The organism is Pseudomonas sp. 10(2024) (assembly GCF_045164175.1).
Classification (GTDB): Bacteria; Pseudomonadota; Gammaproteobacteria; order Pseudomonadales; family Pseudomonadaceae; genus Aquipseudomonas; species Aquipseudomonas alloputida.
In genome coordinates this window covers 3249169-3274586 of sequence record NZ_CP174006.1, presented here as the reverse complement: position 1 = coordinate 3274586, position 25418 = coordinate 3249169, and the positions used below count along the sequence as shown (strand labels likewise).

The following is a 25418-nucleotide window of genomic DNA, read 5'->3' as shown; positions in this document are numbered from 1 at the left end:
TATGCAGTCGATAGTTTGACCGCCTTGCACCAGTTTGTTCACTAAGCCCGTAACCTGAATTATTTGCCGTGGAGCATCAAGCCACTGCGCGGGTGACTGCTAGCCACGGCAAATTCAGAGTAGGAATTGATCTGGGCCCAAACGCCAGCTTCAGGAGGTTTGTGCGATATCTTCCTCCAGCTCCCGCACCGCTTTACTGGCTTTGATCTCAAAGCGGCGTTCGACCTCTGAATCGCTCAATTTTGCCGCTTCTGCGCCAAGCCACATAGCGAGCTTCTCGCGCTTCTGGGGCACCGTGAGAGCGTCAAGGTTTGGAATGTACCCATCGCCTGCCTTCATGCCTCGTTGAAGCTCGTAATAGGTCTTGATCAGCGACTTTGGGTGAATCTCGCCGCCAGGACAGAATCGATCGGTAAGCTTCCTGATGGTGTGATTCACGGAGCGTAGTTGTGCAGTCGTGGTGATCTGCGAGAAGTAGGCTGCCCAGCCGAGCCGCTTGCCCTTGAAAATGCAACCGGTGATCCTGAGGTTGAGCTTCCATTGGCAATAGGCAAGCGCACGCTCTTTATCTGCCATGCTACGGGCGGTCAGCAACTTGTGACGGTAAGCAGTGAAGATCTTGGCCACCGATGCTTCGAATCTCAGGATGCTCTCGTGACGTATCAGTACGTTGCCGCTCTCAATCTGATAACCCAAGAAACTGAAGGGCTCAGTCAGTGGCGCGACTTTGGATTTCGACTCAGGCCCAAAGTCATGAGGGTTGAGCTTCAACCCCTTTAGCTGGGTAATCAGCTCATTCGCTGTTGAGCGTGCCAAGCCTGCGGGCGCGAGGATCAGGATGTCATCCACGTAGCGCTTGTACCAAATGCCCGGCCTTGATCCAAAGGTGGCATCAATGCTTTGCAAGGCAATCTCTGCAAGTACGTTGGAGATTGCCAGGCCCTGCGGTACGCCAATAGTAGGTCGATCAGCACCTTTACCTCCCCTGGATTCAGGCACAGTGGGCGTGGTGAGGGCGCTGCTGATCAGCTTGCGAAGCTCTGGTTTTCTGATCTTTTTCTTTGTTGCCGAGGCTACAAGGTCATGGGGAATGGATGGATAGAACGTTTTCAGATCGATTTTGGCGTATTCAGCGTAAGCGCCTGAGTCGAGGGCTTTTTTCAGCGAGTCGATGACGGTCTGAGGGAGTGTGAGTTTCGCAAGGGGGAACACGTCAGAGAGGCAATTGCAGAGCGCGCGCAGGACGATACGGTCTCGGGCTGTGGGGATGGATATCTGCCTGGGAAGAGATGATGCCCCTTTGAGTATCAGTTTTTCCTTGTAGGCGGTGAAGCGGTACTCACCCTGGTGAACCTTTTCGTGAATGTGGTCGATTTCCGCACTCAGAATCTTGTTGAGGTTAGCCGGGCGCATACGGTCGAGCCCGATTGCACCAGATTGCTTGATTTTCTCGGTGTAGATTTCCAAAAGGTGCTCACGGCTGAAGCGCTTTTTGAAACTCAGGGCCGCGCTCATGGCTTGTTCCAAAACGAGTAAAGCCCGACTACCACAGGCAGTGCATAAAGCATCGTCGTGATCAAAAAGCGCATCGTCAGCCAGAACACTGCATTGAAGTACTCGAAACCCGTTGGAACTCGACTGGTAAGCCCAGTTGCGAACACCCGCGCTATGCGATCGTCGATCTCTCGATGATTTTCGGACTCAGCGAGCAATTCGTCGTAGCGGTTTACCTGCGCAGGTGTGGGCTTCGGGGCGTCAGGTTCAGATGAGTCGTTGGGCAAATCACGATGAAGCTTCTGCAGCTCCAGATAATTCGTACGCATCAGCATCGCACGACCTCGGAAATCCCGATTCGCTACCGCGAGTGAGATGCCCAGCAGCGCGACGGATAGAATGGTCGCCATGACATCAGTGTCGGGGCCCAGCACTGTGCTGTGTCGTATGGTTAGCACCCCCAGGGCCGTGCTTAGAATCGCATACCAAACCAGCAAGAGCTGTGAGTGAAAGTCCAGCCACTCTAGGCGTTTATGAGCCTGAATTCGCGCCTTGTAAGTGAACCAGACGTTGTCCTTTTTCACGCACATCTCTCCATAGAAAAGGGGAGAAGGGGTGGGAGGATTTGAGTACCGTTGAACATCCCTAATGGGATCAGCGGGCCGAAGCCCAACAGCCGAAACTGTTTATTATCAGAACCGCCCTCGCTTGCGCGAGAGGAAGAGCCCACCCCTCCGCGAGTGATTCTACCGTGCCAGTATCACGGGTGGAACTGGTTCCACCTAAAGGGCTAAGCATTTTGTGAAATGCCGGATGAAGGGCACGGACTCAGATTCAGCCGCTGAAAACCAGCTAGAGTACAAATGTACTCTTCTGTGTAAGGTCTGACGCCTAGAGAGGGTGTCAAACTGAAATGCAGGCCGGCGTCGCTTCTACGGGATGCTCAGGTACTCCTAATCCGGCAAATGCGTCATGCAGCGTGGCGTGCTGGCTGCTGGCCATCCTTTCCGGATATGCTCCGGCCACAGCATCACATCCAGCCCTACGCGGAGGTGGCCATCGGCCCTGCAGGCTGCAATTGATGCGTAATTGTCGCCTGGGCGCATGTCGAGGCGGGTGGTTCCTCTTCCTGGTCAGGAGGGGGCAGATTCCATGGAGATGGCATGAGCTTTTTTTCGGACGAAGAGATTGATTCACTCAAGATCACACGTATGATCTTGCATGTCGTGGGTACCAAAGACTTCGCGGCCATGCCAGAGCGGGCTCTGGAGGAGGAAGCGTTCTTCATCGGCAAGATCGTGGACATGGCCACCGCGCCGGTGTTCATGTTCAAAGCGGTATCGGTGACCCGTAACGAGGTCGAGGCGATCGCAAGTGAGGACACGTCCTTCGTGGCCGGCGCTCAGGCCCTAGCCGCCAGTTTCAACCGTGCGCACGTGGGTGGCAGTGCTGATGGCGTTCTGTTGATGTTCGAGCTGTCGGTCGCAGACCCGGATGTGAAGATCTATAGCCTGATCAAGTACGACTACAAGCTTGCGTTGGAGCAGAATGATGGTGCTCCAGGAAAGAAGCTGCGGCGTATCGTGAATGCCTTGGTGGACGAGAAGAAGGCCATTCAAAAAACGGCGCTGATTCGGGTGATCAGCGGGGTTGCCGACCAGAACATTTCGGCCACCGACCGCACCAAGCAAGGGGTTGATCTTGCCGACTACTTCGCCGATTTCTTGGCTGTGAGCAGGGCAGTTTCGGACACCGAGCTGAGCGAGATCACCCGCAAAGTCCTCAAGGCGGCACTGCAGACCTGCATTGAGCACCTGCCCGGTCAGGATATAGCCAAGGCGCTGCAGCGGGCCCAAGCCAACCTGGGCACTCGCCGGCGCATTGATGAAGAGGCGATCGTTGAGGCAGTGATGCTGGCAGCGGGGCATCCTGAGGATGAGAAAATCGCCAACCGCCTGGAGCGTGAGACGCGTAGTCGTGTCAGGAAAAGCAAGCTGCACGAGCTGAGCTTCAAGCCTGATCGCCGGATCCTCCGACAGCCCTACATGCGCAAGATCGTCACGGCTGAGGGCGTCACGATTCTCTTCCCCGATCGGAAGGAAAACCCCAACGTCCAGGTGATACAGCTCGACGGAGATAAGAAACAAATCATCGTCGACACAGACCGAGTCAAGGAGGACAGCGTTGTCACACCAAAGCCTGGCCAGCCTGCTTAACGAGCTATCGCGCAAGCGTCAGGCGCTAATCACAGAGGGCAACCTGACGCTCATCGTTTCCGACCTATCTGCGGAAACTGCTCGGTCGATAAAGAAAGCCGCTGTCACTGCTGCCTGGTCATTCACGATCTACGACTGCGCGAGCAGCGAAACTGACGTCGATGATGAGGATGAAGATTTTGGGCCGTTTCGCGTTGAGCTGGAGAAGCCACTTCCGGAAGACCATGTCCAGGAACAGGCCCTCTATGTGGCGACGGAAGTAGGCTTCAAGGCGTTCCTGGTCAATGGACACGCTGCTGCACGTTGGCACCTGCTTGGCCTCACTCAGCCTTTCGTTACCAGAGCGAGGGCATATTGTGGTTGGGGTGAAGAGGGCGACTACACCGAATCACAGGCGACCAAGTCACCCCGCCTCCTGGTGAAAGAATCAGCGACTCTCCGCAAAGTACCGGAGGATGTGCGCCTTTGGTTGCTCGCAGAAGGACATCATCTCGATGAGGCTGATCCTTTACACATGCTCTGGGCAGGTCAGGCATTCGGTGCCCTGAGCCGTTGTTTTGCGAATGAAATCGACACCAGTGGTAGCAAGCTCACCTTCAAGGGGCCGCCCAAGCTCAACCTTGCGATCCCAGAGGCGGTAGAGGGTCATGCTCTCATCTCGCTTAAAGACTTCGAGGTTGTCCAGGAAGCAGCGGCATGGGTGTTCGATAACGCGCGGGAAGCAGAGGTGAAGCACATCCTGTTGTCCGCCGAAATCGCGCGTTCCGGTCGGGCGGACGGGGAGGTACAGGAGTACTTCAGGGAGAACCTGGCCGCTGCCTTGGATTGCGCGAGAATCGCTTATCAGATGGCGGTCTCGGAAATCACCAAGGACACCCTGAAATCCCTGACAGATCTTCGTAAGGCTGTGACGGAGGAAACGTCGAAGGCCACAGACGCGACCCGGCAAGCAATCGCAGCGATCTCCACGGCGCTGACCGTTGGCTTGGGCCTCATCGCCGCGAGGCTCACGTTGCAGATCAACCCGTACCTGATCTCGATCGTCATGGCGGTCGCAGTTGGCTACACGGTACTGAACGTGATGTCGGGCCGTAAGTTCATCAATATCCAGCGAAAGCTTCGTAAGGACTGGCAGCCAAAGCTGTATCGCTTTCTGTCTGAAGCCGAATTCAAGAAGATGGTAGGGGATCCGATTGAGCAAGCCGAAGGGCTCTTCTACAAGGTGAGTTGCCGGGGTATTGCGATGCTTGGGGTCGCTGCCATGGGTATATCCATTTATGCCTTTAACTACAGCGCCCTTGCACCCTTATCGTCGACGTCTTTAGTTCCCCCGTCCCAAGCTCCAGCAGCTCCAGCAGCTCCGCAGCCGTCAACCAGCGACCCGGCGACTAAGCCTCAAATCAAGTCTCAGCCAGCCCCTGCCTCTCAGCCCGAAATTACCCCGCAGCGAGAGCCGGCGCTTCAGCCTAAGATAAGGCCACAGCCAAACCGGGATCCGAAAGAAAACGTCCCGTCGAAACCTTCAGAAAAAGGGGGGAGCCCTGTCAGTTTTGAGCAGGGGATTTTTGCTTCACGATCCATTTCCCTGTAAGTACTCCGATCGTTGCGTGTCCACGTTACCGTCCGTTGCACCTTATCCCGTCGAATGAAGTTCGAATGGGAGAGGGCAAGAGAGTACAGATTTGTCCCGACAAGGTGAATGTATCGCTGAGAAGGTGGCTCACGGATGAAACTGGGCCTGTCCTGTGGCAGCGGACGCCAAGAAGCTGGTTACTGAGCCAACTGCCTTAAGCCTTTTGCGTACTCGTTCGGTGAACGGTAACCCAGCGCTGAATGCAGTCGACAGCTGTTGTAAAACCCATGGATGTAGCTGGCAATTGCCAGGTGAGCCTGTTTCTTTGTGGGGTAGACCGCGCAAGCTTCCTCTCTCTTCAATGTAGCGAAGAAACTTTCAGCTACGGCGTTATCCCAGCAGTTTCCTCTCCGACTCATGCTTTGCGCGAAGCCCTTCTTGGCCAAAGCGAGACGAAACCTGCTGCTCGCGTACTGGCGCCCTTGGTCGGAATGGAAAATCACTCCGTAGACGCCCAAACATGCGTTCCAGGCGTTCATGAAAGCGCGCTCAACCAAGTCGTCAGGCATCCTGTCCGCCAGACTATACCCCAGCACCTGGCGGGTTTGGATGCTCAGTACCACTGCCAGATAAAGCCAGCCCTCTTTCGTAGCGATGTAAGTGATATCACTGACCCAGGCTGGGGTGGAGCTTTGAACGGAGAACTGACGACCCAATAAATTGCTCGCCACTGGCAGCGCATGGTGACTGTCGGTGGTGCACGGTCTGAAACCGCCCTTGGATCGGCCCTGTATGTGTTCTTCATGCATTAGCCGGTCAATGCGCTTGTGACTTACCGCATAGGCTTGCTGCCGTAGTGCCTCGACTAGCCGTGGTCGGCCATAGGTCTTGCGGCTAGCCGCGTAAACCTTGTGGAGATCGATGCGAATCTGTGCATCCGGATCTGGACGGCCTTGGCGATGCTGATAGTCGTAAAACCCTGAAACCGAGACACCCATTACCCGGCACAACAGACGCACCGGGAACTGAGCCCGTTCTTCAGCGACGAAGGCGTATCTCACCTGGACTCTTTGGCAAAGAATACCGCCGCCTTTTTTAGGATTTCACGCTCCAGTTTCAGCTCGGCGTTCTCGGCTCGCAATCGTGCTAACTCGCTGTCCTCTCTGGTGAATGCGCGACGGTCAGGAGAGCTCAACGGCTGGCCGTTGCGGGAAGCGTTGACCCAGTTGTCCAACGTCTTCACAGACATCTCCAGCTGGCGAGCAGCTTCCGTCCTGCCAAGCGTTTCAGCCAGCGCAACGGCCTGAATCTTGAACTCATCGGTGTAATTGCGGCGAGTGGTTGGGTACATGACAACCTCCAAGATAGCGATGTAAGTATCGCTTCTTGGCGTCCGTTGTCACGGGGCAGGCCCAGTCTCACTGTTCCATCTGTGGGACAAACTAACGCATTTTTGCTTACTTTTCAGCTATTGATCACTTCGATAGGATTCTCCCCATCGTGATCGCCCACAGCTGCGGTCTTCACTCACAGGAGAGTCCCATGAAACTGTTGCACATCGATTCGAGCATCCTGGGCGACAATTCCGCCTCGCGTCAGCTGAGCCGTGAAGTGGTCGAAGCCTGGAAGGCTGCAGACCCAAGCGTTGAAGTGGTTTATCGCGACCTGGCTGCCGATGCCATCGCCCACTTCTCCGCTGCCACCCTGGTCGCTGCAGGCACCCCTGAAGACGTACGCGACGCGGCCCAGGCTTTCGAAGCCAAGCTGAGCGCCGAGACGCTCGAAGAGTTCCTGGCTGCCGATGCCGTGGTGATTGGCGCGCCAATGTACAACTTCACCGTGCCGACCCAGCTAAAAGCCTGGATTGACCGTGTGGCCGTCGCCGGCAAGACCTTCCGCTACACCGAAGCCGGCCCGCAAGGCCTGTGCGGCAACAAGAAAGTGGTGCTGGTTTCCACCGCGGGTGGCCTGCACGCTGGCCAGCCGACTGGCGCCGGGCATGAAGACTTCTTGAAAGTGTTCCTGGGCTTCATCGGGATTACCGACCTGGAAATCGTCCGGGCCCACGGCTTGGCCTATGGCCCGGAGCAGCGCAGCCAGGCGATCGATGCTGCACAGGCGCAGATTGCCAACGAGCTGTTTGCTGCTGCCTGATCAAGGGAGCGGTTGGTTGCAAGCGTGGCCCTGTCGAAGCACAAGGCCACTCCAACCTGTAGAAGCTCTCAGGCCACGGGGATAAGCGGATCAGCTGCCGCCAGGGCCGATGCCCGGTCAGCCGCTGGCGGATAAATCCACACTGAATTGATCTGGCGCTTCAGCGCCTTGGCTTCGGCCTTGTCCTCCGGTGGGGAAACCTCACGGTCCCATCCTTCGGTGTACACCGCGCCCCAGGCCCCCAGGTCCAGGCACGTCACGTACTTGGGCTGGCTGTAAGCCATTGGTGCTACGCCAAGCAACTCGGCAGCGGCATTGTTGCCCGCATGGCGCCCCAGCGCAATCGCATGTTGGCACGACATCACGGCATGATTGCCAAGCTCGTCACAGGTGGCGTAGGCCACGTCTCCAGCTGCATACACGGCATCATTGCCCTTGACCTTCAGGTTGCCATCGACATGCAAGCGGCCGCGGTTGTCGCGCTCGCCGCTGATCTGTTCGGTGAGCGGGTTGGCCTTGAAGCCAACCGTCCAGACCACCGTGCTGGCGTCGATACGCTGGCCGTTGTCCAGCTGCACACCGGCAGGGTCTACCGAAACTACTGTGGCACCGCAAACCCACTCCACGCCCAGGGCCTCGCATGCCTGCTCGATGGCTGGGCGAATGCCGTCACCCAGGGCTGCGCCAATCCTGGCGCCGCGGTCGATTACCACTACGCGCAACGCGGCGTCTTCACCCAGTATCGCGCGCAAGCGGGCCGGCAATTCGGTGGCCGTCTCGATGCCGGTAAAGCCGCCCCCGGCTACCACTACGGTATTGCGTGCCGGCGTGTTCGGCAGGCTGGCCAGTGACTTCAGGTGGGTTTCCAGGCGTGCGGCGCTGTCGAGCTTGTCGACGTCGAAGGCATGCTCGATGCCGACCATGTCAGGGCGCTCGAGCTCACTGCCGCAGGCCATGATCAGACGGTCGTAGGGCAGGGTGCAGCGAGTGCCGCTGCGAGTGCGATAACCAACGCGGCGGGCCGCTTCATCGATGTGGTAGGCCGTACCCTGCACGAAACGGACATTGACAGCGTCGAACAGCGCCTGCAGTGGTGCGGCCATGGTATGCACGTCTGGCTCGTAGAAGCGCGGACGCACATGCAGTTCAGCCTGGGGCGCGAGCAAGGTGACCTCGACGCCTTTGCTGCCGTTCAGGTCAAGCTGGCGGATGGCGCTGAGTGCGCTCCACAGGCCGGCAAAGCCCGCACCAATGATCAGGATCTGCTTCATGGTTGTGCTCCTTTGAAGTTCGGTGGACAAGGTAGACCGTATTGCCGGTCAACGGTGTTACCAGTGCTTGCTGGAGTGCTTCAGAATGTTGGCGGCGTGATCACCCAGATCACCACGGCATCCACTTCACCGGGGTTGCCGTAGCGGTGAGGTTCCTGGCTCGAGAAGCTGAAGCTGTCGCCTTCACTCAGCTGGAAATGCCGCTCGCCTACCCACAGCTCAAACGTGCCGCTGAGCAGGTAACCGGCTTCTTCGCCGTCGTGGCTGTAGCTTTGCTGGCTGTAGGTACCTGGCGGGAAACGTGAGTGCAGCATCTCCAGCTGGCGGTTGGGCTGGGGGGTGAGCAGTTGATCGACGATGCCATCTTCGTAATGCACGCTCAGGCGGCTGTTGCGCCGCACCACATAGCCTTGGTCTTCGGGCGCGGTGGTGGCCTCGCTGGCGAAGAACCACTGGATGGTCACGCCCAGGCTGCGGGCGATGTTGAACAGCGCCGGGATCGACGGGTAGGAGAGGTTGCGCTCCAGCTGGCTGATGTAGCCTGCAGTCAGTTCACTGTGTGCGGCCAGCTCCGCCAGGGTCATGCCGCGGCGCTTGCGCAGGCCGCGGATGCGGGTGCCGAGGAACTGCGGCGCGGCACCCCCGGGTTCGCTGGCAGGGGGCTGGGGGGGTTGGCTCATGCGCGTCGGTCCATCGCAAAAGCCGCAGTATGTACAGCCTCAGAGTGCCCAGGCAACCGTCAGGCCATCGTGAATTGCTTCTTCGGCCGTGCGCGGCGCCAGGCAGTCGCCAATCCGCCGTACGTCCACCACACCTGCCAGTTCAGTGGCCAGGCGGTCTTGCGGTTGATGCCCCATGCACAGCACCAAGGTGTCGATGCCCTCGAAGATCATCGGATCGCCGCTGGCGGTGTGCTGCAGGTACACCGTGTTGTCGTCGCTGCCATACAGGCGTGCGTATGGGGTGACAGGGATACCCAGGCGATGCAGCTCGCCGGCCAGTTGGTCACGTACGTAAAGCGGCAGGCTCTCGCCGCAATGAGTACCGTTGACCGCCAACTGGACCTGATGGCCTTCGCGCACCAGGCGTTCGGCGATACCGGGGCCGATCCAGTCACAGCGCCAGTCGATCACCAGCACCGAACGCCCCGGTTTCACCTCATTGCGCAGCACTTGCCAGGCGTCCACTACCTGAAGCTCGCCGGTACGCTCGAACGCCGGCCAGTAGGGGATGGCGCCGGTAGCAGCAATGACCAGATCAGGGCGCTCACGTTCGACCAGTGCGCGGTCGACCCGGGTGTTGCGCACCACTTCTACACCTGCCAGGGCCATTTCCCGTTGCAGATTGGTGCTGGCACCTCCGAACTCGCTACGCCGTGGCAGCAGCTGGGCCAGCAGCACCTGCCCACCGAGTTGCGGGCCCGCCTCGTACAGCGTGACCTGGTGCCCGCGCGCGGCGGCCACGGCGGCGGCCTTCATGCCAGCCGGCCCGCCGCCGGCGATCATTATGCGTTTGGGCGAGGAAGTGGGCGTGAGGTGCCCGTACTGCAACTCACGCCCGGTTTCCGGGCGCTGGATGCAGGAAATGGGCAAGCCACGATGGAAATGGCCGATGCATGCCTGGTTGCAGGCGATGCAGGCGCGCACGTCTTCGACCTGGCCGCGTTCGGTCTTGTCTGGCATCGACGGATCGCAGATCAGCGCCCGGGTCATGCCGCACACATCAGCCTGGCCGCGGGCCAGGATCAGTTCGGCTTCCTGGGGCTGGTTGATGCGCCCGGTGACGAACAGGGGTATAGCCAGCTGTTGCTTGAAGGTGCCAGCCTCGCGGGCCAGGTACGCCGGTTCGATGGCCATCGGTGGCACGATATGGACCGCACCACCCAGCGAGGCCGAGGTACCGGCGACGATATGCAGGTAGTCGAGCTGGCCCTGCAAGGCCACGGCAGCAGCCAGTGACTCGTCCTCACTCAGGCCCTGGCTGTCGCGCTCGTCAGCGCTGATGCGCAGGCCGATGATGAACTGCTCATCGGTGGCAGCGCGCACTGCGGCCAGTACTTCGCGCAAGAACCTCAGGCGCTGATCCAGGTCACCGTTGTAGCCATCACTGCGTACGTTCACCCGCGGGTTGAGAAACTGCGCGGGCAGGTAGCCATGGCTGGCCACCACCTCGACGCCATCCAGGCCGGCCTGGTGCAGGCGGCGGGCGGCGCTGGCGTAGCCCTGGACGATTTCGTCGATCATTGCCTGGTCCAGCGCCCGTGGCATCACCCGGAAGCGCTCATTGGGCACCGCAGACGCCGAGTAGGCTACCGCCAACAGGCCGTCTGCCGACTCCATGATCTCCCGCCCGGGGTGAAACAGTTGCGACAGCACCACGGTGCCGTGCGCATGGCAGGCCTCGGCAAGCTGTCGGTAGCCATCGATGCAGGCATCGTCAGTGGCCATTAGCACATGCGAGGTGTAGCGGGCACTGTCGTGCACCCCGGCGACCTGCAGCACGATCAGGCCGACGCCGCCGGCAGCGCGGTCGCGCTGGTAGGCGATCAGCTTGTCGTTGACCAGGTTGTCGGTGGGCAGGCAGGTGTCGTGACCGGTGGACATGATGCGGTTTTTCAAGCGTTTGCCGCGGATCTGCAAGGGCTCGAACAGGTGTGGGAAGGCGGTCTGCATCAGGCGGCTCCGGTGCGGTGTTGTTATTTTTACTTATAAAAGTGTAGCGATAGTAAAAAATCAACTTGTTTTTTTACTTGCGTCTGTCTAGGTTTTCCTCACTCGCATGGCGAGGGTGTGACCTCAGAACAACAAGAAAACGGGCCCGTCGGGCACCGCCAGGAGGAAACTACGATGCAGCTATATCCACGTGTGACCGGCCTTTGTGTAGCCTTGTTGGCCCTTGGCCTGAGCAATGCGCAAGCTGCGCAGCAGATGGTCGTGGTCGGTTATGGCGGTGCAGGCCAGAAGGCCCAGGATGAGGCGATCTTCAAGCCCTTCATTGCCCAGGACGGCAGCCAGCTGATCCAGAGTGAATACAACGGCGAAATGGCACGGATCCAGGTCATGGCCGACACCGGCAATGTCGATTGGGATGTGGTGCAGATCGAAGGCCCTGACTTGATGCGCGGCTGCGACGAGGGGATTTACGAGCGCCTGGATTGGCAGCGCCTGGGCCATGCAGCCGAACTGATCCCGGCAGCCGCACAGGATTGTGGGTCGGCCGCGCTGGTCTGGAGCGTGGCTATTGCCTACGACCGCAGCAAACTGGCCCAGGCGCCGGCGTCGTGGGCCGACTTCTGGGACATCGGCAAGTACCCTGGCAAGCGCGGCCTGCGCAAGCGTGCGGTGTACAACCTGGAATTCGCGCTGTTGGCTGACGGGGTCAAGGTCGAGGACGTTTACCGGGTATTGTCCACCCCGGCAGGTGTCGAACGGGCCTTCGCCAAACTCAGCGAACTCAAACCCCATATCCAGTGGTGGGACGCCGGCGCTCAACCCGCGCAATGGCTGGCAGCCGGTGACGTGGTCATGACCTCCACCTACAGCGGACGAATTGCGGTGGCGGCGCAGCAGGGCAGCCCGTTGGCCGTGGTATGGCCTGGCAGCCTGTACGGTATGGACTATTGGGCGATCATCAAAGGCTCGCGGCATGTCGACCAGGCCAAGCGGCTGATTGCCTATGCCAATCAGCCGGATACCCAGGTGCGGTATGTACAACAGATCCCCTATGGGCCCACCAATACCCAAGCCGCGGCCAGGCTTGACCCGGCGCTGGCCAACTGGGTACCCACCTCGCCACAGAACCTGCAAGGGGCGCTGGCCATGAACGTGGAATTCTGGGTCGATCATGGTGAAGAGCTGGAGCAACGCTTCAACGCCTGGGCCAGCAAATAGCGTTCAGTAAAGGGGCAACAAGATGACTGAAACGGAACTAAGCCTGCGTCGGGAGCTGGCTGCCTGCTACCGGCTGATCGCGCACTTTCGCATGAGCGATCTCATCTTCACGCATATCTCCCTGCGCCTGCCTGGGCCGGAGCACCATTTCCTGATCAACCCGTATGGCCTGCTCTTCGAGGAGATCACAGCGTCCAGCCTGGTGAAGATCGACCTGCAGGGGCGGCCGGTGGGGGCTGCCCGTCACCCGGTCAACCCGGCGGGGTTCGTCATTCACAGTGCCATTCACGCTGCCCGCGAGGATGCCCGGTGCGTGCTACACACCCACACCCGCGCAGGCTGCGCGGTGGCCGCACTGGAATGTGGCCTGCTGCCGGTCAACCAGATGTCCATGGAGTTTTACGGCAATGTGGCTTACCACGCCTACGAGGGCGTCGCGCTGGACATGGATGAACAGCAACGGCTGGTGGCCGACCTGGGCAACAAGCCGGTGATGATGCTGCGCAACCATGGGCTGTTGACCACGGGGCGCAGTGTGGCTGAAGCCTTCTTGCGCATGTACTACCTGGAGAAGGCTTGCGAGATCCAGTTGGCGGCGCAAAGTGCTGGGCAACTGATATTGCCGTCGACCGACGTGTGCGTGCGTACCGAACGGCAGTTCAACGCGCCGGGGAGAGGGTTGAAGCAGGGGGAACTGACCGACCCGGATGCGCTGCAATTGGCGTGGGCGGCGTTGTTGCGAATGTTGGAAAAGGTGGCGCCTGGTTATCAGGATTGAACCTGTGCTTGCTGATTTGGCAGTTAGTCGTCCAGCCGATAGCGGGCAGACGGAACAGTCACTGTAGTGCAACCATTGGTTTCAACTGTGCTGGTCCCTTCTCAAGGAATACCGTTATGCTGTAACGAAATATGTCTAAAAAGCCTGCAGAAGGAAGTCGCAATGCCACTCAAGGATCTGCTTATCGCCCTGGTGGTGATTGTCGCCTGGGGCGTCAACTTTGTGGTCATCAAGGTTGGTCTCGACGGGCTGCCACCGATGTTGCTGGGGGCATTGCGTTTCTTGCTGGTGGCGTTCCCGGCGATCTTGCTGGTCAGGCGGCCCAAACTGCCGTGGCGCTGGCTGATCGCTTACGGTGCGACCATTTCACTGGGCCAGTTCGCGTTCCTGTTTCAGGCCATGTACAGCGGCATGCCGCCAGGGTTGGCTTCGTTGATCCTGCAGTCGCAAGCCTTCTTCACCCTCGGTTTTGCTGCGTTGTTTCTCGGTGAGCGGCTGCGCCTGGCCAGCGTGCTGGGGCTGCTGGTGGCGGCCAGCGGCCTGGCACTGATCGGCAGCGAAGACGGCGGCCATGTGCCCATGCTGGCGTTGGTGCTGACCCTGTGTGGTGGTGCGATGTGGGGCCTGGGCAACATCATTACCCGGCGGTTCGGCTCGGTCGACCTGGTCGCGTTGGTGATCTGGGGGGGGCTGATACCACCACTTCCATTCCTGGCACTGTCCTGGTGGCTGGAAGGCCCCGAGCGCATTGGCCATGCCTTGGCCAATATCAGTTGGAGTTCGGTGCTGGCCCTGGCGTATTTGGCCTTTGTGGCCACCATGCTCGGCTACAGCCTGTGGAGCAAGTTGCTGTCGCGTCACCCGGCAGGCAAAGTGGCGCCATTCTCGCTGCTGGTACCGGTGATTGGCCTGAGTTCGTCGGCGTTGCTGCTGGGAGAGCGCCTGACCGCTACGCAGGGCTGGGGCGCATTGCTGGTGATGGCCGGCCTGCTGGTGAATGTATTCGGTGCACGCATCGGTCAGCGTTTGCGGGCTGCCAACGCGTAAAGCGCTTAAATCTGCTGACCTTCGCTCTGTTAGAATCGGCCTCTTTCTGCCAGGCCAACGGAGCGCATCCATGATCATTTCCACCACCAGCCAGCTCGAAGGCCGCCCGATTGCCGAATACCTGGGCGTGGTCAGTTCCGAATCGGTGCAAGGTATCAACTTCGTGCGCGATTTCTTTGCACGGTTTCGCGACTTCTTCGGTGGCCGTTCGCAAACCTTGGAAAGCGCGCTGCGCGAGGCCCGGGAGCAGGCCACTGAAGAACTCAAGGCCCGGGCACGACAGTTGCAAGCCGATGCGGTAGTGGGGGTGGATTTTGAGATCAGCATGCCGTCGGTACAGGGCGGCATGGTCGTGGTATTTGCCACCGGTACGGCAGTACGACTGAAGTAAAGCCTTTTGCCATTGGTCGGCTGCAAGGTTCTTGTCCGGTCGGTCCGCAAATGACCAGCTAGTCTCACTTTCACAGGCCGCGTTTCCTGGGCAACTTGTCTGGTTGCCGACGCGACCGCCACTGGAGGGAGACTGGGCATGAGCGAATCCTTTTTCGAAGACCTGAACGATGCGTTCCCGATCAACAGCCAGGTGCGTTGCGGCCAGGCGGCATTTCGCCTGGGTTTCGCCCACATGACGCTGGATGATTCCGAACAGCTCCAGCCTGCACATTTGCAGCGCAGCAAAAAAGGCCGCTTCATGCCGCGGGTACCGCTCAAGAAGTGATCCCGCGCCTGCACACGCCCCCCGCCCAACGGCGGGGTTTTTATTGCCATTCGTTGATCCGCCTCATGGTATTGCCCGGTAGCGCTCGCCGGATGGCCCGGCCTGTGGTTTTCTGACGCGGCATTCCAGCAACGGAGGATTGAATGCTCATGCGAGTCAGGGAAGAAACCTATTGGCAGTGGGCCGACGCACAGCTCCACAGCCGCTGCCACGACGAAGCACTCAGCGACGGCACCACACTGGACGTGCAGGTGCGCTTGTCGCGCCTGGGGGCGACGCAGCTGTTTCTGGGGTTGTACGCCGGGGATGGGCGGGCGTTGCTGGAAGAGTATTACCCCGCGCTGCCGGGCGAGACCATGACCCGTGCGCTGGTGTGGGGTGTCGACCGCGCCCGGGCGATGGCAACAGGCGCCTTGCCTCTGCCGGAAACCCGTCTGCAGCGGCGCCAGGCATGAAAAAGCCCGGCCTATCCAGGCCGGGCTCTGGTAAGGGTGCGAACCCTCAATTCAGCGGTTCGATCACCTTGACTGCCTGCTGCTCACGGGCAGCGGGCCATTCTTGTTGCAGGGTCTGCAGCACGCGGCCAACGAATTCAGTGTCGGCGGCGGCTTTCTTGCCGACGTAGCCTTGGCCACGGCGGTAGACCTTGAAGCGGGCACGCATGCTGGGCAGGTGCTCTTCAAATTCATCTTCGACGGTGTTCGGTGGCAGGCGGTCGAGGCGCACTTCACCGGTTTGGCTAACCCACAGCAAATGGTCGTCAAGGCTGTCCTTGCGCACGGCGAACAGCTGGGCCAATTGGTCGATAGTCGGATTGTTGTTCAAGTTCATCATAAAGCCCCCATTACCCATTCATAGGTGATTTTCACAGTTGGCGCTATCACGGTGTAGCGCACTACCAAGGCTGCTACAGCAGCATCGCAACAGGGGCTTTCTCACGCTGCCTTTTGGACAGTTTCCCTCTCCACGGACGGCCTGCGTTACCGCGCAGGCCGTCTGGAACACCCTTGCCACCGCTCCCGATCGGGGAGACGGCTTCATCATGCCCAAGCGCGATGAACGGCGTCAACCATTTTGTAGTGAATATTTTTGCTCACTACATTCTGTCGTTTTGTCCGACAATCAACGCGAGCGTTATAAGCCGGAAAGGATGTCGAAGGCGGCTTGCACCCGCGCCTGGTTGGGGTAATTCCGATTGGCCAGCAGCACGACTGCCAGCTGTTCTGCCGGCACGAACGCGGCGTACGCGCCGAAGCCGTTGGTGGCGCCGGTCTTGTTGTACCAGGCTGCCGGTAGCGCGGGCAGGGCCGGCTGCAAGCGAGTGGTGGCCTGCGGTTCGCGGATCAGCCGTGGGCTGTTGCCATCGATCAGTGTGCTCAGCGTGACCGGGTAGGGGTAGCGTTCCCAGCCCAGGCCTTGCGTCATGGCGCCAACCTGGAAGTAGCCCTGCTGGGTAAGGGCGGTGGCTTTCGCCAGGGCCGGTGGCAGGCCCTGCGGTTGCATGTGCAACCGCACATAGCGCAGCAGGTCGCTGGCGCTGGTTTTGATGCCGTAGGCCTCATCGGCGTAAGGGCCGGGCCCTACACGCACCGGCTTGTCGTCGGCGTCATACCCTTGGGCATAAAGCCCCTGGGCGCTGGCCGGAACCTGAAGGTAGGTGTTTTTCAGGCCCATCTTCGCCAGCAGGCCCTCACTCATCAGCGTGGAGAACGGTTGGTGCTGCGCACGGGCGGCCAGGTCACCGAACAAACCCAGGCTGGGGTTGGAGTAGCAGCGCTGGGTGCCAGGTTTGGCACGAGGTTGCCAGTGGCGGAAGAAATCGACTACCTGTTGCGGTGTTTGTACGGTGTCGGGGAACTGCAGTGGCAGGCAGTCGGCGCTATAGGCGCCCAGTTCCAGCACCGTCGCGTCGCCGATGGGGACGCCGGCCAATGCCGGGTGATAGCGCTTGGCCGGGGCCTCGAGGTCAAGCTTGCCCTCGGCGCTGGCAAGCGCGGCCAGGGTGGCCGTGTAGGTCTTGCTCAGCGAACCGATCTCGAACAGCGTATCGCGGCTGACCGGTACGTTGTCGGCCTTGCTGGCCACACCGTAGCTGAAGTAATGCGCGTGGTCGCGTGCATAGATGGCCACAGCCATGCCGGTGATGCCTTGTTCCTGCATGAGCGGGCGGATGATCTGGTCGACCTTGGCCTGTAACTGGTCGTCGGCCTGGGCGCTGGCAGGGCCTAAGGCAAGGGTAATGGCGGCTGCAAGTGCAGCCAGGCGTGGGCGGAGCATGGTGAGTCCTTTTGTGGAGCGTGTCCGTTGAGCGATACCACTCGGGGTTCCGGCGTTAGCGACGGGTAGCCAAAGACCTTATCGTCTGCCCACCCACCATGACAAGATGGATACAGTGATGAAGTATTTGCGCATGTTATTTGACAATTTCACCCTGGCCTTGCTCGGTGTGGTACTCATCGCCACCGTGCTGCCTTGCTCGGGCGATGGCGCGGTGTATTTCGGCTGGCTGACCAACCTGGCCATTGGCCTGTTGTTCTTCTTGCATGGCGCCAAACTGTCCCGTGAAGCCATCATTGCCGGTGCCGGGCACTGGCGCCTGCACCTACTGGTGTTCTCCTGTACTTTCGTATTGTTCCCGCTGCTGGGCCTGGCGTTCAAACCTCTGTTCGTACCGCTGGTGGGTAACGAGCTTTACCTTGGCATCCTGTACCTGTGTGCCTTGCCTGCAACCGTGCAGTCGGCCATTGCCTTTACCTCGCTGGCCCGCGGTAACGTGCCAGCGGCTATCTGCAGCGCGGCGGCCTCCAGCCTGCTGGGTATCTTCCTCACCCCGTTGCTGGTGATGCTGCTGCTGGGCGCCGGTGGTGATACAGGTTCCGGCCTGGATGCGGTGTTGAAGATCACTTTGCAGCTGCTGGTGCCGTTCGTTGCCGGGCAGGTCGCGCGGCGCTGGATCGGCGCCTGGGTCAAGCGCAATGCGCGCTGGCTCAAGGTGGTGGACCAGGGGTCGATCCTGCTGGTGGTGTACACCGCCTTCAGTGAGGCCGTGGTTACCGGTTTGTGGCACACCGTATCGCCGCAGCACTTGGCGGGGTTGTTCGTGGTGTGCGCAATTCTGCTGGCAGTGGTGCTGTTTGGCACCCGCTTGCTTGGCAAGGCGCTGGGCTTTGACCTTGAGGATCGCATCACCATCCTGTTTGCCGGCTCCAAGAAAAGCCTGGCTACGGGTGTGCCCATGGCCCAGGTGTTGTTCGTGGGCAGTGGCATTGGCGCGATGATCCTGCCGCTGATGCTGTTCCACCAGATACAGCTGATGGTGTGTGCTGTGCTGGCGCAGCGTTATGCCAGCCGTGAGCAGGCGGTGGAGGCTTCGGCGGTGTCTTGAGCGCCTTTACGTTCCCATGTAGATGCTTTGTTGGCGGTCAAGCTTTTCTGCGGTGCTGAGAGCTGAAAAGCTTGGTCGTATCAAAGGGTTGATAGCCGCGAAGAGGCCGGGCCTTCTGGCCAATCTCCACCCGTCGTTCATCGTTGCCGCCGCCACCGTATTCGCGGGTAAACCCGCTCCTACACAGATCGGGGTGGACACACATCGGGGGTTGGGCGCATGCCGTCGTGTAGGAGCGGGTTTACCCGCGAAAGGGCCGGGCCTGCTGGCCAATCTCCACCAGTCGTACTCTGTTGCCGCCGCTACCGTATTCGCGGGTAAACCCGCTCCTACCACGGTTCGCGCGAACGGCTGAATTTTGCGCTGGGCAAGACCTGCACTGTCGATGTGGAGCGCAATGGCAGCGATCAGCGGGCCAGGCCTGAACGACGCTCGCGCAGCGCCTTGTCGACTTCGGCCTCGATCTTGTAGGCCGGCCCCTCCAGGTCGTCGAAGTTGCGCGTATAGCGTCGGGCAAACTCCTCCACGCCCAGCTCCTGATACTGCTGCACATGCTTGAGCTCGTGCGCCCACAAGGCCACGTTGTCCTCGGCATCGGCGGCCCGGCGGAAGATGATCGTGTCGATCAGTGTAACGGCGTTCACATCGGGGTTCTGCAATAGCGCATTGGCTGCGCTGATCTGTTGCTCATCCCCCACCCGGAAGCGCGCCGCGTCGAGCACGGCAAAGTCATACCAGGGTTCCAGCTGCGCCCGAATATGCAACGGAATCGGCTGCACACCGCTGGCCGTGGCCTCGTCGCGGGCCTGGCGCAAGGCGTATGCCAGGCTGGACGAGGCCATGACCTCCACATCCTTGAGGATCTGCCCGGCCTGGCCTGGGTCGATCGGGGCGCAAAAGCAGCCCATCAGGCACACTTGATACTGCCCAGGCGGGCAGGCCTGTTCGGCAAGCGCAGGGAGGGCCAATAGCAAACCCAGCAGGGCACTAATCCGCCTCATGCAGGGCCTGTTCGACAAACTGGCGGCTGGCGTCCAGTACCTGCACTTGCACGCTTTCACTGGCCAGCATGCGCCCGACCAGCAATGCCCCTACGCACTGGCTGATCAGCACCCAGGCCAGCTGCTCATCCTCCAGGGTTGTGCTCCAGGCCCGGTGCAGTTCTACCAGCCAGTGCTCAGCCACTTCACGCACTGGCGTGTCGGCCCGGGCGATTTCCACTCCCAGCGGCGGCAACGGGCATCCACCTTCGGCATTGCGCAGGTGGACCAGGCTCAGGTACTGCTGCAGGCAGCGGCCCAGGCGTTCACGGTTGGCTCCCTTGCTGGCCAGGCGTGCCAGGGGGCTGTTGCTCAGCTCCTGGCGTACCACCTCGGTAAACAGGTCGTCCTTGGACGGGAAGTGGTTGTAGAAGGCACCGCCGGTCAGGCCGATCGCTTTCATCAACCCGGCCACGCCGGTGCTGGCAAACCCCCCGCGCTTGGCCAGCGCGCCGCTGCTGGCCAGCAACCGTTCGCGGGTTTGCTGTTTGTGTTCGTTGGAATAGCGCATTCACATGCCTCGGCAAACAGGCTTGACGATGACCGCGATCATAACATAGCGTTCGTTTACTAAACGATCATTTACCAATGGAGGCAGGCATGTCAGAACAACAAAAAGTCGTGCTGGTGATCGGGGCGGGCGACGCCACTGGCGGCGAGATCGCCAAGCGTTTTGCGCGTGAGGGCTATATTGCCTGCGTAACCCGTCGCCAGGCCGACAAACTGCAGCCGCTGCTGGAGGAAATACACGCCGCTGGCGGCCAGGCCTACGGTTTTGGCTCTGATGCGCGCAAGGAAGAGGAGGTGGCCGAGCTGGTGGAGACTATCGAGCGTGATATAGGTCCGATTGAGGCATTTGTCTTCAATATCGGTGCGAATGTGCCGTGCAGCATTCTCGAGGAAACCCCACGCAAGTACTTCAAGATCTGGGAAATGGCCTGCTTTGCCGGTTTCCTCACCGCGCAGGCGGTGGCCCGGCGCATGGTTCAGCGTGAGCGCGGCACCCTCCTGTTTACCGGCGCTACAGCCGGTACCCGCGGCGCAGCCGGTTTTGCCGCCTTCGCCGGGGCCAAGCATGGCTTGCGTGCCTTGGCACAGAGCATGGCGCGCGAGTTGGGGCCACGCAACATCCATGTCGCCCATGTGGTGGTGGACGGTGCCATCGACACGGCCTTCATCCGCGACAGCTTCCCCGAGCGCTATGCCCTCAAGGACCAGGATGGCATCCTTGACCCGGCGCACATTGCCGACAGTTACTGGTTCCTGCACGCCCAGCCCCGCGACGCCTGGACCTTCGAGCTGGACCTGCGCCCCTGGATGGAACGCTGGTAACCCCCGTTAACATGCAAGGACCGTCACCATGCAAACGTCTGTCGATTTCTTTTTTGACCTGGGTAGCCCGGCCAGCTACCTGGCCTGGACCCAACTGCCGAACCTGTGTGCCCGCCACGGCGCTACGCTGCGCTACCGGCCAATGCTTCTTGGCGGGGTTTTCCAGGCTACCGGCAATGCTTCGCCGGCCATGATCCCGGCCAAAGGGCGCTACATGTTCACCGACCTGGCCCGCTTTGCCGAACGCTACGGTGTGCCGTTCGGGATGCCGCCGGGCTTCCCGGTCAATACCCTGACGTTGATGCGCGGCGTGACAGGGACCCAGTTGCGTTCACCGGATCGGTTCGAGGCATTGCTATCGGTGCTGTTCACTGGGCTGTGGGTACAGCGGCGCAACCTGAGCGACAGCGCTGTGCTGAATGAAACACTCGCGCAGGCAGGCTTCGACCCACAGGTTTTTCATGCCCTGGCCGCTGACAGCGAAGTAAAAGCAGCGCTAAAGCACGCGACCGAGGCCGCTGTGGCGCGCGGGGTGTTTGGCGCGCCCACCTGTTTTGTCGGTGATGGGATGTTCTTCGGCCAGGACCGCCTGGACTTTGTCGAGGAGGCGCTACGTCAGTGGGCCAGCAGCCTCTCCAGCTGAGTGCGCTCCCACAGGCTGAGCAGGTCGGTGGGGTTGGTGCCATAGCGCTGCCAGTGTTCGAGGCCGGCCTGTTCGCCGTCGGGGGCTTGGCAATGAACGCAATGCGCCAGGCCTTCGGTATCCAGGGCCAACGTCAGTTGCCAGCCCTGGATGCCGACATCGACCAGGCCGCCATCGCGGCGTGCAGCCACCTCAAGGTGATGCACGCCAAGGGCCACATTGCGCAGGCACTGGTAGACATCCCGGGCGCTCGGTGAACGTCTGTGGGTCAAGATCAGAAATTCGCCGGCGTGTTGGCGCTGATGATCTCGGCCTCATCCGGGCCGATGTTCTTGAAACTGTGCGGCAGGGTCGTGGGGATGTAGTAGCCGTCGCCCGAATTGAGCACGCTGACCTGGCCGTCGACCCACAGCTCGACGGTGCCACGGGTGACCAACCCGCATTCTTCGCCTTCAGCGTGCACGATCGGCTCGCCAGAGTCGGCGCCGGGTGCGTACAGCTCACGCAGCATGCGCATTTGGCGGCCTTCGACGCTGGCGCCGACCAGCAGCATGCGCAGGCCATTGCGGCCCAGGTCGGGTTGTTCGCCACCACGGAATACGTAGCGTTCCTCACGCACCGGCTCGTCGAAGCTGAAAAACTCCGCCAGGCTCATGGGAATGCCTTCGAGCAGTTTTTTCAGGGAGCTGACCGAAGGGCTGACGCGATTCTGCTCGATCTGCGAGATCGTCGAGTTGGTCAGCCCGCTGCGACGGGCCAGTTCCCGTTGGGAGAGGTTGTTGCGTTCACGCACCAGTTTGAGTCGCGTCCCCGTGTCCATAGCCGCCTTGTAATCAGAGGTGTCAATAATAATGAGCGATGCGCATTAAAACACACTCTGCGCCCTTGCGCGCTGTGCTTCTCAAACCCGCTGCTCACGCGGCATTGGCCACAGCCCGACCAGCAGCAACAGCACGGCCACGGCCAGGAATGGCAAGCGCGGATCAAGGGCATACACCAAGGTACCGGCGAGCGGCCCGATCACCGCGCCCATGCCTTGGGCGGCGCCAATGGAACCGGCCGTGGCGCCTTGTTCGGAGGCCTGCATGGCATTGGCCGCCAGTGCCGAAAACGCCGGGAAGACGAAGCCCATGCCGGCCGCCGCAACAAAATAGCAAGCCCACAGCCACGGCGCCGTGGTGGCCAGCGAGCCACAGGCAAAGCCCAGTGCCGATACCGTGGCACCCACCCGGATCATCTTCAGCGGTGGCCACTCCAGTTGGCGCAGTATCACCTGGGCCAGCATCAGTGCCACACCCACGGTGGTCAGGGCGATGCCAGCCGCCTGGGCCGCTTCGGCAGGGCCCAGATGCAAGCGGTCAAGGGCAAAGAAACCGACGATGATCTGCGACACGGTCACGCTGAGCATGGCGCTGAATGCCACCAGCAGCGGCCGGCGCAGGCGCGGGTCGTTCAGCCGCACCGGGCTGGGGGCGTGGCTGTGCGGCAGCGCCTGTGGTTTGAGGGTGAAAAACAGCACGAGGAAGGCAGTGGCCGGCAGCAGCGACATGATATGGAACGGCAGGCTCAGGCTGTGCCGCGCCAGCAGTGCGGCCAGCGCCGGCCCGACCACCAGACCGACGGCGTTGGCTGCCCCCAGTGAGGCCATGGCCCGCGCCCGGCGTTGCGGCTCCACATGGTCGGCGATCAGCGCATTGCAGCCTACCGGGATGGCGGCATAAAAGGCGCCGATGCAACCACGCGCGATCATCAGGCCGATGAACGCCAAGGTTGCCCCCGGCATCCAGCGCAGTGCGCCTTCGACGAACAGGCACAGCAGCCAGTAGGCCAGGGTGAAGCCGGCGCTGCCCAGCAGCAGGATGCGCCGGCGGCCCAGGCGGTCTGCCGCGCGGCCCCAGGGCCGGGCCAGCAGCACCCAGACCACGCCAGCCACGGTCACGGCGGCGCCGGCTTGCCAGGTGGCCATGCCAAGCTGGCGGGCTATCGGGCCGATCAGGGCGACGAAGGCCATCATCGACATGGTGCAGGCCATGTTGGCCAGCAACAGCGGGCGCAAGTTCAGGGTGCTGGCAGGCAGCAGGGTTGCAGGATCCTTTGCGACGTTCATGGGCAGTCCAAGGCAGAGTGGTAAACAAACCGATATTATTAGGAATCATTATCGATTGTCGAACCCCTGGGCCGCTGCCGTTCATTCGCTGCGGCGCAAGGGGCCAGGCCACATGCTACGCAACACACCGTCACGGCGCACCCACGCATGCATCAAGGCGGCCCCCACATGCACCAGCACCGTGGCGAACAGCAGGTAGCCGGCCCAGCCATGGGCCTGGCGCAGCACGGCATATAGCTGCAGGTTGTGGGGGGCGATGGCGGGCAAGCCGAGCGGGCGCGGGTAATCGCCTGCCGACAGCATGGCCCAGCCCAGCAGCGGCATGGCCAGCATCAGGCCATAGAGCAGCAGATGCGAGGCTCCGGCGGCCCAGCGCTGCAGTTTTGGCAGGTCGTTCGGCAGGGGCGGGTGAGGTAGGGTCAGGCGCACAGCGATACGCAGTACCACCAGCACCAGCAGGGCCAGCCCGGTGGCCTTGTGCAGGCTGATCAGCACCGGGTGGCGTAGCGACAGGTCGGCGACCATGCTCACGCCGATGAACAGCATGGCCAGAATCAGCACGGCCATCAGCCAGTGCAACAAGCGGGCGAAAGGGTGGAAGGCTTGAGGTTTCATGGCTTGGCTCCGGTGCTGAGCGATTCGCGGCTACGGCGGTTGAACGATTCCGAATAGGCGGCCGAGCGGGCGGCGAGGATCGGGTCGGCCGACGCCTCTATACCGCGCGGCAGGATCAGCGGGTCGAAGTTGAGGTCGCGGCAGGCCCCTTGCTCGGGGGCGTCGACCTGTTCCAGCACCAGGGTGCCGGCGTCCACGCTGCGCCGCTCGGCGGGCCACGGCCGGGCAGGGTCGTCCACGGCATCGCCTGGTTCGGCCAGTACCAGGCGCAGCGTCCAGCGCAACGGGCCTTGGGCAAGGCGCTGCTGCAAGTCGTGTTGCAGGAATTGCTTGTCATCAACTTGCGCGGGTAATGCTGCAAATGCAGTTTGTGGCTCGAGCTGCCAACGCACCGGGTGGGCCGCGCCAGCTGCGTCGATCAGGCGGAAGGCATTGATACTGTGGTATTGCGTGTTGGCGAAGCTGTCGCTGGGTTTGTAACCTGCCGCCCATTGGCGAAACGCCGCGCTTTCCGGGTGGGCGGCGAAGAACGCCTGCAGCTTGCCAGGGTCCGGTTTGCCGGTCGCCGGGTCTGGTGCACTCGCCAGTACTTGCTGGTAGAACGCTTGCGGCGTGCTGACTGCCAGCACCGGAGGGTTGTTCATGCCCGTCCGCCAGATCTGGCCGTCGTCGGTGCTCAGCTCAATCGCCAGGCTGCGTACCGGTATACCCGTATCCGGGGCGAACGGGTTGGCACCGCCAATGGCAAAGCGGCCAACCACCGGCACCCGTTGCTGGCTGAAGGCGCGCGCCGTGGACAGGTTGGCGGCCTGCCCGCTGGCCTGGAAGTAGCCGCTCACGCACAAGCCCTTGGCGTGGTTCTTGCGGTAGCCTGGGTAATGCCCGGCCTGGGCTTCGAAGGTGTCGATGATGCGCTGTGGCGTAAGTCGGGGGGCGCCGAGCCAGCCAGCGGCATAGGCAAAGCCGGCACCTGCGGCCAGCAGCACGCCGCCAATGGCGGCCAGGCGCAAGGCTTTGGCCGGGCCGTGCAAGGGTGTGTTCATGGTCATCGTCCGGTTCAGTGAAGGTGCCAGTACGACGTGTCAGAGAAAAAGTTATTCCCTCATCGGGAATAGAATTTGTTCACAGGCGTCTGCCCTTTACACTGACAACCCC

Annotated in this window: 28 protein-coding genes; 12 read left to right on the top strand and 16 right to left on the bottom strand. The window is 61.1% G+C overall.

The genetic code is table 11. The features are described 5' to 3' along the window. Positions 1 to 150 precede the first annotated feature (150 nt). Together ACI7M0_RS14780 and ACI7M0_RS14775 are read right to left on the bottom strand one after the other, a co-directional pair. Positions 151 to 1515, bottom strand: a complete 1365-nt coding sequence (locus ACI7M0_RS14780) for a reverse transcriptase domain-containing protein (RefSeq protein ID WP_085706262.1) — start codon at positions 1513 to 1515, stop codon at positions 151 to 153. Continuing rightward, positions 1512 to 2078 carry an SLATT domain-containing protein gene (locus ACI7M0_RS14775; RefSeq protein ID WP_129932657.1) on the bottom strand — a complete coding sequence of 189 codons (567 nt, stop codon included), beginning with the start codon at positions 2076 to 2078 and terminating at the stop codon, positions 1512 to 1514. Before ACI7M0_RS14775 ends, ACI7M0_RS14780 begins: the two co-directional genes overlap by 4 nt. Positions 2079 to 2657: 579 nt before the next feature. On the opposite strand from ACI7M0_RS14775, the gene ACI7M0_RS14770 reads away from it, so the two are divergent. Together ACI7M0_RS14770 and ACI7M0_RS14765 are read left to right on the top strand one after the other, a co-directional pair. Continuing rightward, the gene (locus ACI7M0_RS14770; protein ID WP_088512242.1) at positions 2658 to 3710 is read left to right on the top strand and encodes a nucleoid-associated protein; all 1053 of its coding nucleotides are present in this window, start codon (positions 2658 to 2660) and stop codon (positions 3708 to 3710) included. Continuing rightward, positions 3679 to 5301 (top strand): hypothetical protein, encoded by a 1623-nt coding sequence (locus ACI7M0_RS14765; protein ID WP_129932656.1) that lies wholly within the window; start codon positions 3679 to 3681, stop codon positions 5299 to 5301. The genes ACI7M0_RS14770 and ACI7M0_RS14765 overlap by 32 nt, the downstream gene beginning before the upstream one ends. 179 nt (positions 5302 to 5480) lie before the next feature. Here the strand turns inward: ACI7M0_RS14765 and ACI7M0_RS14760 are convergent, their stop codons facing one another. Together ACI7M0_RS14760 and ACI7M0_RS14755 are read right to left on the bottom strand one after the other, a co-directional pair. Further along, entirely contained in the window at positions 5481 to 6344 is an 864-nt protein-coding gene (locus tag ACI7M0_RS14760) for an IS3 family transposase (protein ID WP_405314340.1), read from the bottom strand. Beyond that, positions 6341 to 6634 (bottom strand): transposase, encoded by a 294-nt coding sequence (locus tag ACI7M0_RS14755; RefSeq protein WP_405314338.1) that lies wholly within the window; start codon positions 6632 to 6634, stop codon positions 6341 to 6343. Before ACI7M0_RS14755 ends, ACI7M0_RS14760 begins: the two co-directional genes overlap by 4 nt. A gap of 191 nt (positions 6635 to 6825) precedes the next feature. On the opposite strand from ACI7M0_RS14755, the gene ACI7M0_RS14750 reads away from it, so the two are divergent. Further along, positions 6826 to 7437, top strand: coding sequence for an FMN-dependent NADH-azoreductase (locus tag ACI7M0_RS14750; protein WP_020191409.1), 612 nt, complete (start codon positions 6826 to 6828; stop codon positions 7435 to 7437). 68 nt (positions 7438 to 7505) lie between these two features. Here ACI7M0_RS14750 and ACI7M0_RS14745 read toward each other — a convergent pair whose 3' ends face one another. The 3 genes from ACI7M0_RS14745 to ACI7M0_RS14735 form a co-directional block, all read right to left on the bottom strand. Continuing rightward, on the bottom strand, positions 7506 to 8708 hold the full coding sequence (locus ACI7M0_RS14745; protein ID WP_129932512.1) for an NAD(P)/FAD-dependent oxidoreductase: 1203 nt from the start codon (positions 8706 to 8708) through the stop codon (positions 7506 to 7508). Positions 8709 to 8788: 80 nt separating this feature from the next. Beyond that, positions 8789 to 9388 (bottom strand): helix-turn-helix domain-containing protein, encoded by a 600-nt coding sequence (locus ACI7M0_RS14740; RefSeq protein WP_014591264.1) that lies wholly within the window; start codon positions 9386 to 9388, stop codon positions 8789 to 8791. Positions 9389 to 9427: 39 nt separating this feature from the next. Next, on the bottom strand, positions 9428 to 11380 hold the full coding sequence (locus ACI7M0_RS14735; protein ID WP_129932511.1) for an FAD-dependent oxidoreductase: 1953 nt from the start codon (positions 11378 to 11380) through the stop codon (positions 9428 to 9430). A 174-nt stretch (positions 11381 to 11554) separates the two neighbouring features. Between ACI7M0_RS14735 and ACI7M0_RS14730 the strand changes: the two genes are divergently transcribed. The 6 genes from ACI7M0_RS14730 (at position 11555) to ACI7M0_RS14705 (ending at position 15596) form a co-directional block, all read left to right on the top strand. Continuing rightward, positions 11555 to 12598, top strand: coding sequence for an ABC transporter substrate-binding protein (locus tag ACI7M0_RS14730; RefSeq protein WP_129932510.1), 1044 nt, complete (start codon positions 11555 to 11557; stop codon positions 12596 to 12598). A 22-nt stretch (positions 12599 to 12620) separates the two neighbouring features. Next, positions 12621 to 13376, top strand: a complete 756-nt coding sequence (locus tag ACI7M0_RS14725) for a class II aldolase/adducin family protein (RefSeq protein ID WP_129932509.1) — start codon at positions 12621 to 12623, stop codon at positions 13374 to 13376. Between the two features lie 162 nt (positions 13377 to 13538). Beyond that, a complete protein-coding gene (locus tag ACI7M0_RS14720) occupies positions 13539 to 14423 on the top strand; it encodes an EamA family transporter (protein ID WP_129932508.1) in 885 nt (294 codons plus the stop codon). 70 nt (positions 14424 to 14493) lie between these two features. Beyond that, entirely contained in the window at positions 14494 to 14814 is a 321-nt protein-coding gene (locus tag ACI7M0_RS14715) for a YbjQ family protein (RefSeq protein WP_003258990.1), read from the top strand. Between the two features lie 138 nt (positions 14815 to 14952). Continuing rightward, a complete protein-coding gene (locus ACI7M0_RS14710) occupies positions 14953 to 15141 on the top strand; it encodes a hypothetical protein (protein WP_003253897.1) in 189 nt (62 codons plus the stop codon). Between the two features lie 143 nt (positions 15142 to 15284). After that, positions 15285 to 15596 (top strand): hypothetical protein, encoded by a 312-nt coding sequence (locus tag ACI7M0_RS14705; RefSeq protein ID WP_010953779.1) that lies wholly within the window; start codon positions 15285 to 15287, stop codon positions 15594 to 15596. Positions 15597 to 15642: 46 nt separating this feature from the next. Here ACI7M0_RS14705 and ACI7M0_RS14700 read toward each other — a convergent pair whose 3' ends face one another. Together ACI7M0_RS14700 and ampC are read right to left on the bottom strand one after the other, a co-directional pair. Continuing rightward, complete coding sequence (locus ACI7M0_RS14700; RefSeq protein ID WP_003253895.1) at positions 15643 to 15975, bottom strand: hypothetical protein; 333 nt, start codon at positions 15973 to 15975, stop codon at positions 15643 to 15645. Between the two features lie 300 nt (positions 15976 to 16275). Then, positions 16276 to 17418: a class C beta-lactamase gene (gene ampC, locus ACI7M0_RS14695; RefSeq protein ID WP_129932507.1), complete on the bottom strand. Its 1143-nt coding sequence runs from the start codon at positions 17416 to 17418 to the stop codon at positions 16276 to 16278. A 106-nt stretch (positions 17419 to 17524) separates the two neighbouring features. Here ampC and ACI7M0_RS14690 point away from each other — a divergent pair, with 106 nt between their 5' ends. Beyond that, positions 17525 to 18526: a bile acid:sodium symporter family protein gene (locus tag ACI7M0_RS14690; protein ID WP_010953782.1), complete on the top strand. Its 1002-nt coding sequence runs from the start codon at positions 17525 to 17527 to the stop codon at positions 18524 to 18526. A 407-nt stretch (positions 18527 to 18933) separates the two neighbouring features. Here the strand turns inward: ACI7M0_RS14690 and ACI7M0_RS14685 are convergent, their stop codons facing one another. Further along, positions 18934 to 19527: a DUF4157 domain-containing protein gene (locus ACI7M0_RS14685; RefSeq protein WP_020193791.1), complete on the bottom strand. Its 594-nt coding sequence runs from the start codon at positions 19525 to 19527 to the stop codon at positions 18934 to 18936. Beyond that, complete coding sequence (locus ACI7M0_RS14680) at positions 19514 to 20077, bottom strand: TetR/AcrR family transcriptional regulator (protein WP_104961849.1); 564 nt, start codon at positions 20075 to 20077, stop codon at positions 19514 to 19516. Before ACI7M0_RS14680 ends, ACI7M0_RS14685 begins: the two co-directional genes overlap by 14 nt. An 89-nt stretch (positions 20078 to 20166) precedes the next feature. Between ACI7M0_RS14680 and ACI7M0_RS14675 the strand changes: the two genes are divergently transcribed. Both ACI7M0_RS14675 and ACI7M0_RS14670 read left to right on the top strand, forming a co-directional pair. Continuing rightward, positions 20167 to 20898 (top strand): SDR family oxidoreductase, encoded by a 732-nt coding sequence (locus ACI7M0_RS14675; protein ID WP_064491066.1) that lies wholly within the window; start codon positions 20167 to 20169, stop codon positions 20896 to 20898. Positions 20899 to 20926: 28 nt separating this feature from the next. After that, on the top strand, positions 20927 to 21541 hold the full coding sequence (locus tag ACI7M0_RS14670) for a 2-hydroxychromene-2-carboxylate isomerase (RefSeq protein ID WP_129932505.1): 615 nt from the start codon (positions 20927 to 20929) through the stop codon (positions 21539 to 21541). Here the strand turns inward: ACI7M0_RS14670 and ACI7M0_RS14665 are convergent. The 5 genes from ACI7M0_RS14665 to ACI7M0_RS14645 form a co-directional block, all read right to left on the bottom strand. Continuing rightward, positions 21514 to 21813 (bottom strand): hypothetical protein, encoded by a 300-nt coding sequence (locus ACI7M0_RS14665; protein WP_256658203.1) that lies wholly within the window; start codon positions 21811 to 21813, stop codon positions 21514 to 21516. The genes ACI7M0_RS14670 and ACI7M0_RS14665 overlap by 28 nt on opposite strands. 2 nt (positions 21814 to 21815) lie before the next feature. Further along, positions 21816 to 22361 (bottom strand): cupin domain-containing protein, encoded by a 546-nt coding sequence (locus ACI7M0_RS14660; protein ID WP_003248033.1) that lies wholly within the window; start codon positions 22359 to 22361, stop codon positions 21816 to 21818. An 81-nt stretch (positions 22362 to 22442) separates the two neighbouring features. Beyond that, complete coding sequence (locus ACI7M0_RS14655; protein WP_003248036.1) at positions 22443 to 23648, bottom strand: MFS transporter; 1206 nt, start codon at positions 23646 to 23648, stop codon at positions 22443 to 22445. A gap of 81 nt (positions 23649 to 23729) precedes the next feature. Continuing rightward, positions 23730 to 24263 carry a cytochrome b gene (locus tag ACI7M0_RS14650; protein WP_104961845.1) on the bottom strand — a complete coding sequence of 178 codons (534 nt, stop codon included), beginning with the start codon at positions 24261 to 24263 and terminating at the stop codon, positions 23730 to 23732. Next, positions 24260 to 25312, bottom strand: a complete 1053-nt coding sequence (locus tag ACI7M0_RS14645; RefSeq protein ID WP_129932504.1) for a catalase family peroxidase — start codon at positions 25310 to 25312, stop codon at positions 24260 to 24262. The genes ACI7M0_RS14650 and ACI7M0_RS14645 overlap by 4 nt, the downstream gene beginning before the upstream one ends. Positions 25313 to 25418: the final 106 nt, after the last annotated feature.

Coding starts and splice junctions, on each gene's coding strand:
- ACI7M0_RS14685 (WP_020193791.1), bottom strand. CDS start 19,527: ATGAGGCGGATTAGTGCCCTGCTGGGTTTGCTATTGGCCCTCCCTGCG.
- ACI7M0_RS14755 (WP_405314338.1), bottom strand. CDS start 6,634: ATGTACCCAACCACTCGCCGCAATTACACCGATGAGTTCAAGATTCAG.
- ACI7M0_RS14745 (WP_129932512.1), bottom strand. CDS start 8,708: ATGAAGCAGATCCTGATCATTGGTGCGGGCTTTGCCGGCCTGTGGAGC.
- ACI7M0_RS14780 (WP_085706262.1), bottom strand. CDS start 1,515: ATGAGCGCGGCCCTGAGTTTCAAAAAGCGCTTCAGCCGTGAGCACCTT.
- ACI7M0_RS14710 (WP_003253897.1), top strand. CDS start 14,953: ATGAGCGAATCCTTTTTCGAAGACCTGAACGATGCGTTCCCGATCAAC.
- ACI7M0_RS14645 (WP_129932504.1), bottom strand. CDS start 25,312: ATGACCATGAACACACCCTTGCACGGCCCGGCCAAAGCCTTGCGCCTG.
- ACI7M0_RS14725 (WP_129932509.1), top strand. CDS start 12,621: ATGACTGAAACGGAACTAAGCCTGCGTCGGGAGCTGGCTGCCTGCTAC.
- ACI7M0_RS14705 (WP_010953779.1), top strand. CDS start 15,285: ATGCTCATGCGAGTCAGGGAAGAAACCTATTGGCAGTGGGCCGACGCA.
- ACI7M0_RS14770 (WP_088512242.1), top strand. CDS start 2,658: ATGAGCTTTTTTTCGGACGAAGAGATTGATTCACTCAAGATCACACGT.
- ACI7M0_RS14720 (WP_129932508.1), top strand. CDS start 13,539: ATGCCACTCAAGGATCTGCTTATCGCCCTGGTGGTGATTGTCGCCTGG.
- ACI7M0_RS14700 (WP_003253895.1), bottom strand. CDS start 15,975: ATGATGAACTTGAACAACAATCCGACTATCGACCAATTGGCCCAGCTG.
- ACI7M0_RS14750 (WP_020191409.1), top strand. CDS start 6,826: ATGAAACTGTTGCACATCGATTCGAGCATCCTGGGCGACAATTCCGCC.
- ACI7M0_RS14735 (WP_129932511.1), bottom strand. CDS start 11,380: ATGCAGACCGCCTTCCCACACCTGTTCGAGCCCTTGCAGATCCGCGGC.
- ACI7M0_RS14730 (WP_129932510.1), top strand. CDS start 11,555: ATGCAGCTATATCCACGTGTGACCGGCCTTTGTGTAGCCTTGTTGGCC.
- ACI7M0_RS14650 (WP_104961845.1), bottom strand. CDS start 24,263: ATGAAACCTCAAGCCTTCCACCCTTTCGCCCGCTTGTTGCACTGGCTG.
- ACI7M0_RS14655 (WP_003248036.1), bottom strand. CDS start 23,648: ATGAACGTCGCAAAGGATCCTGCAACCCTGCTGCCTGCCAGCACCCTG.
- ACI7M0_RS14675 (WP_064491066.1), top strand. CDS start 20,167: ATGTCAGAACAACAAAAAGTCGTGCTGGTGATCGGGGCGGGCGACGCC.
- ampC (WP_129932507.1), bottom strand. CDS start 17,418: ATGCTCCGCCCACGCCTGGCTGCACTTGCAGCCGCCATTACCCTTGCC.
- ACI7M0_RS14740 (WP_014591264.1), bottom strand. CDS start 9,388: ATGAGCCAACCCCCCCAGCCCCCTGCCAGCGAACCCGGGGGTGCCGCG.
- ACI7M0_RS14715 (WP_003258990.1), top strand. CDS start 14,494: ATGATCATTTCCACCACCAGCCAGCTCGAAGGCCGCCCGATTGCCGAA.
- ACI7M0_RS14670 (WP_129932505.1), top strand. CDS start 20,927: ATGCAAACGTCTGTCGATTTCTTTTTTGACCTGGGTAGCCCGGCCAGC.
- ACI7M0_RS14690 (WP_010953782.1), top strand. CDS start 17,525: ATGGATACAGTGATGAAGTATTTGCGCATGTTATTTGACAATTTCACC.
- ACI7M0_RS14680 (WP_104961849.1), bottom strand. CDS start 20,077: ATGCGCTATTCCAACGAACACAAACAGCAAACCCGCGAACGGTTGCTG.
- ACI7M0_RS14660 (WP_003248033.1), bottom strand. CDS start 22,361: ATGGACACGGGGACGCGACTCAAACTGGTGCGTGAACGCAACAACCTC.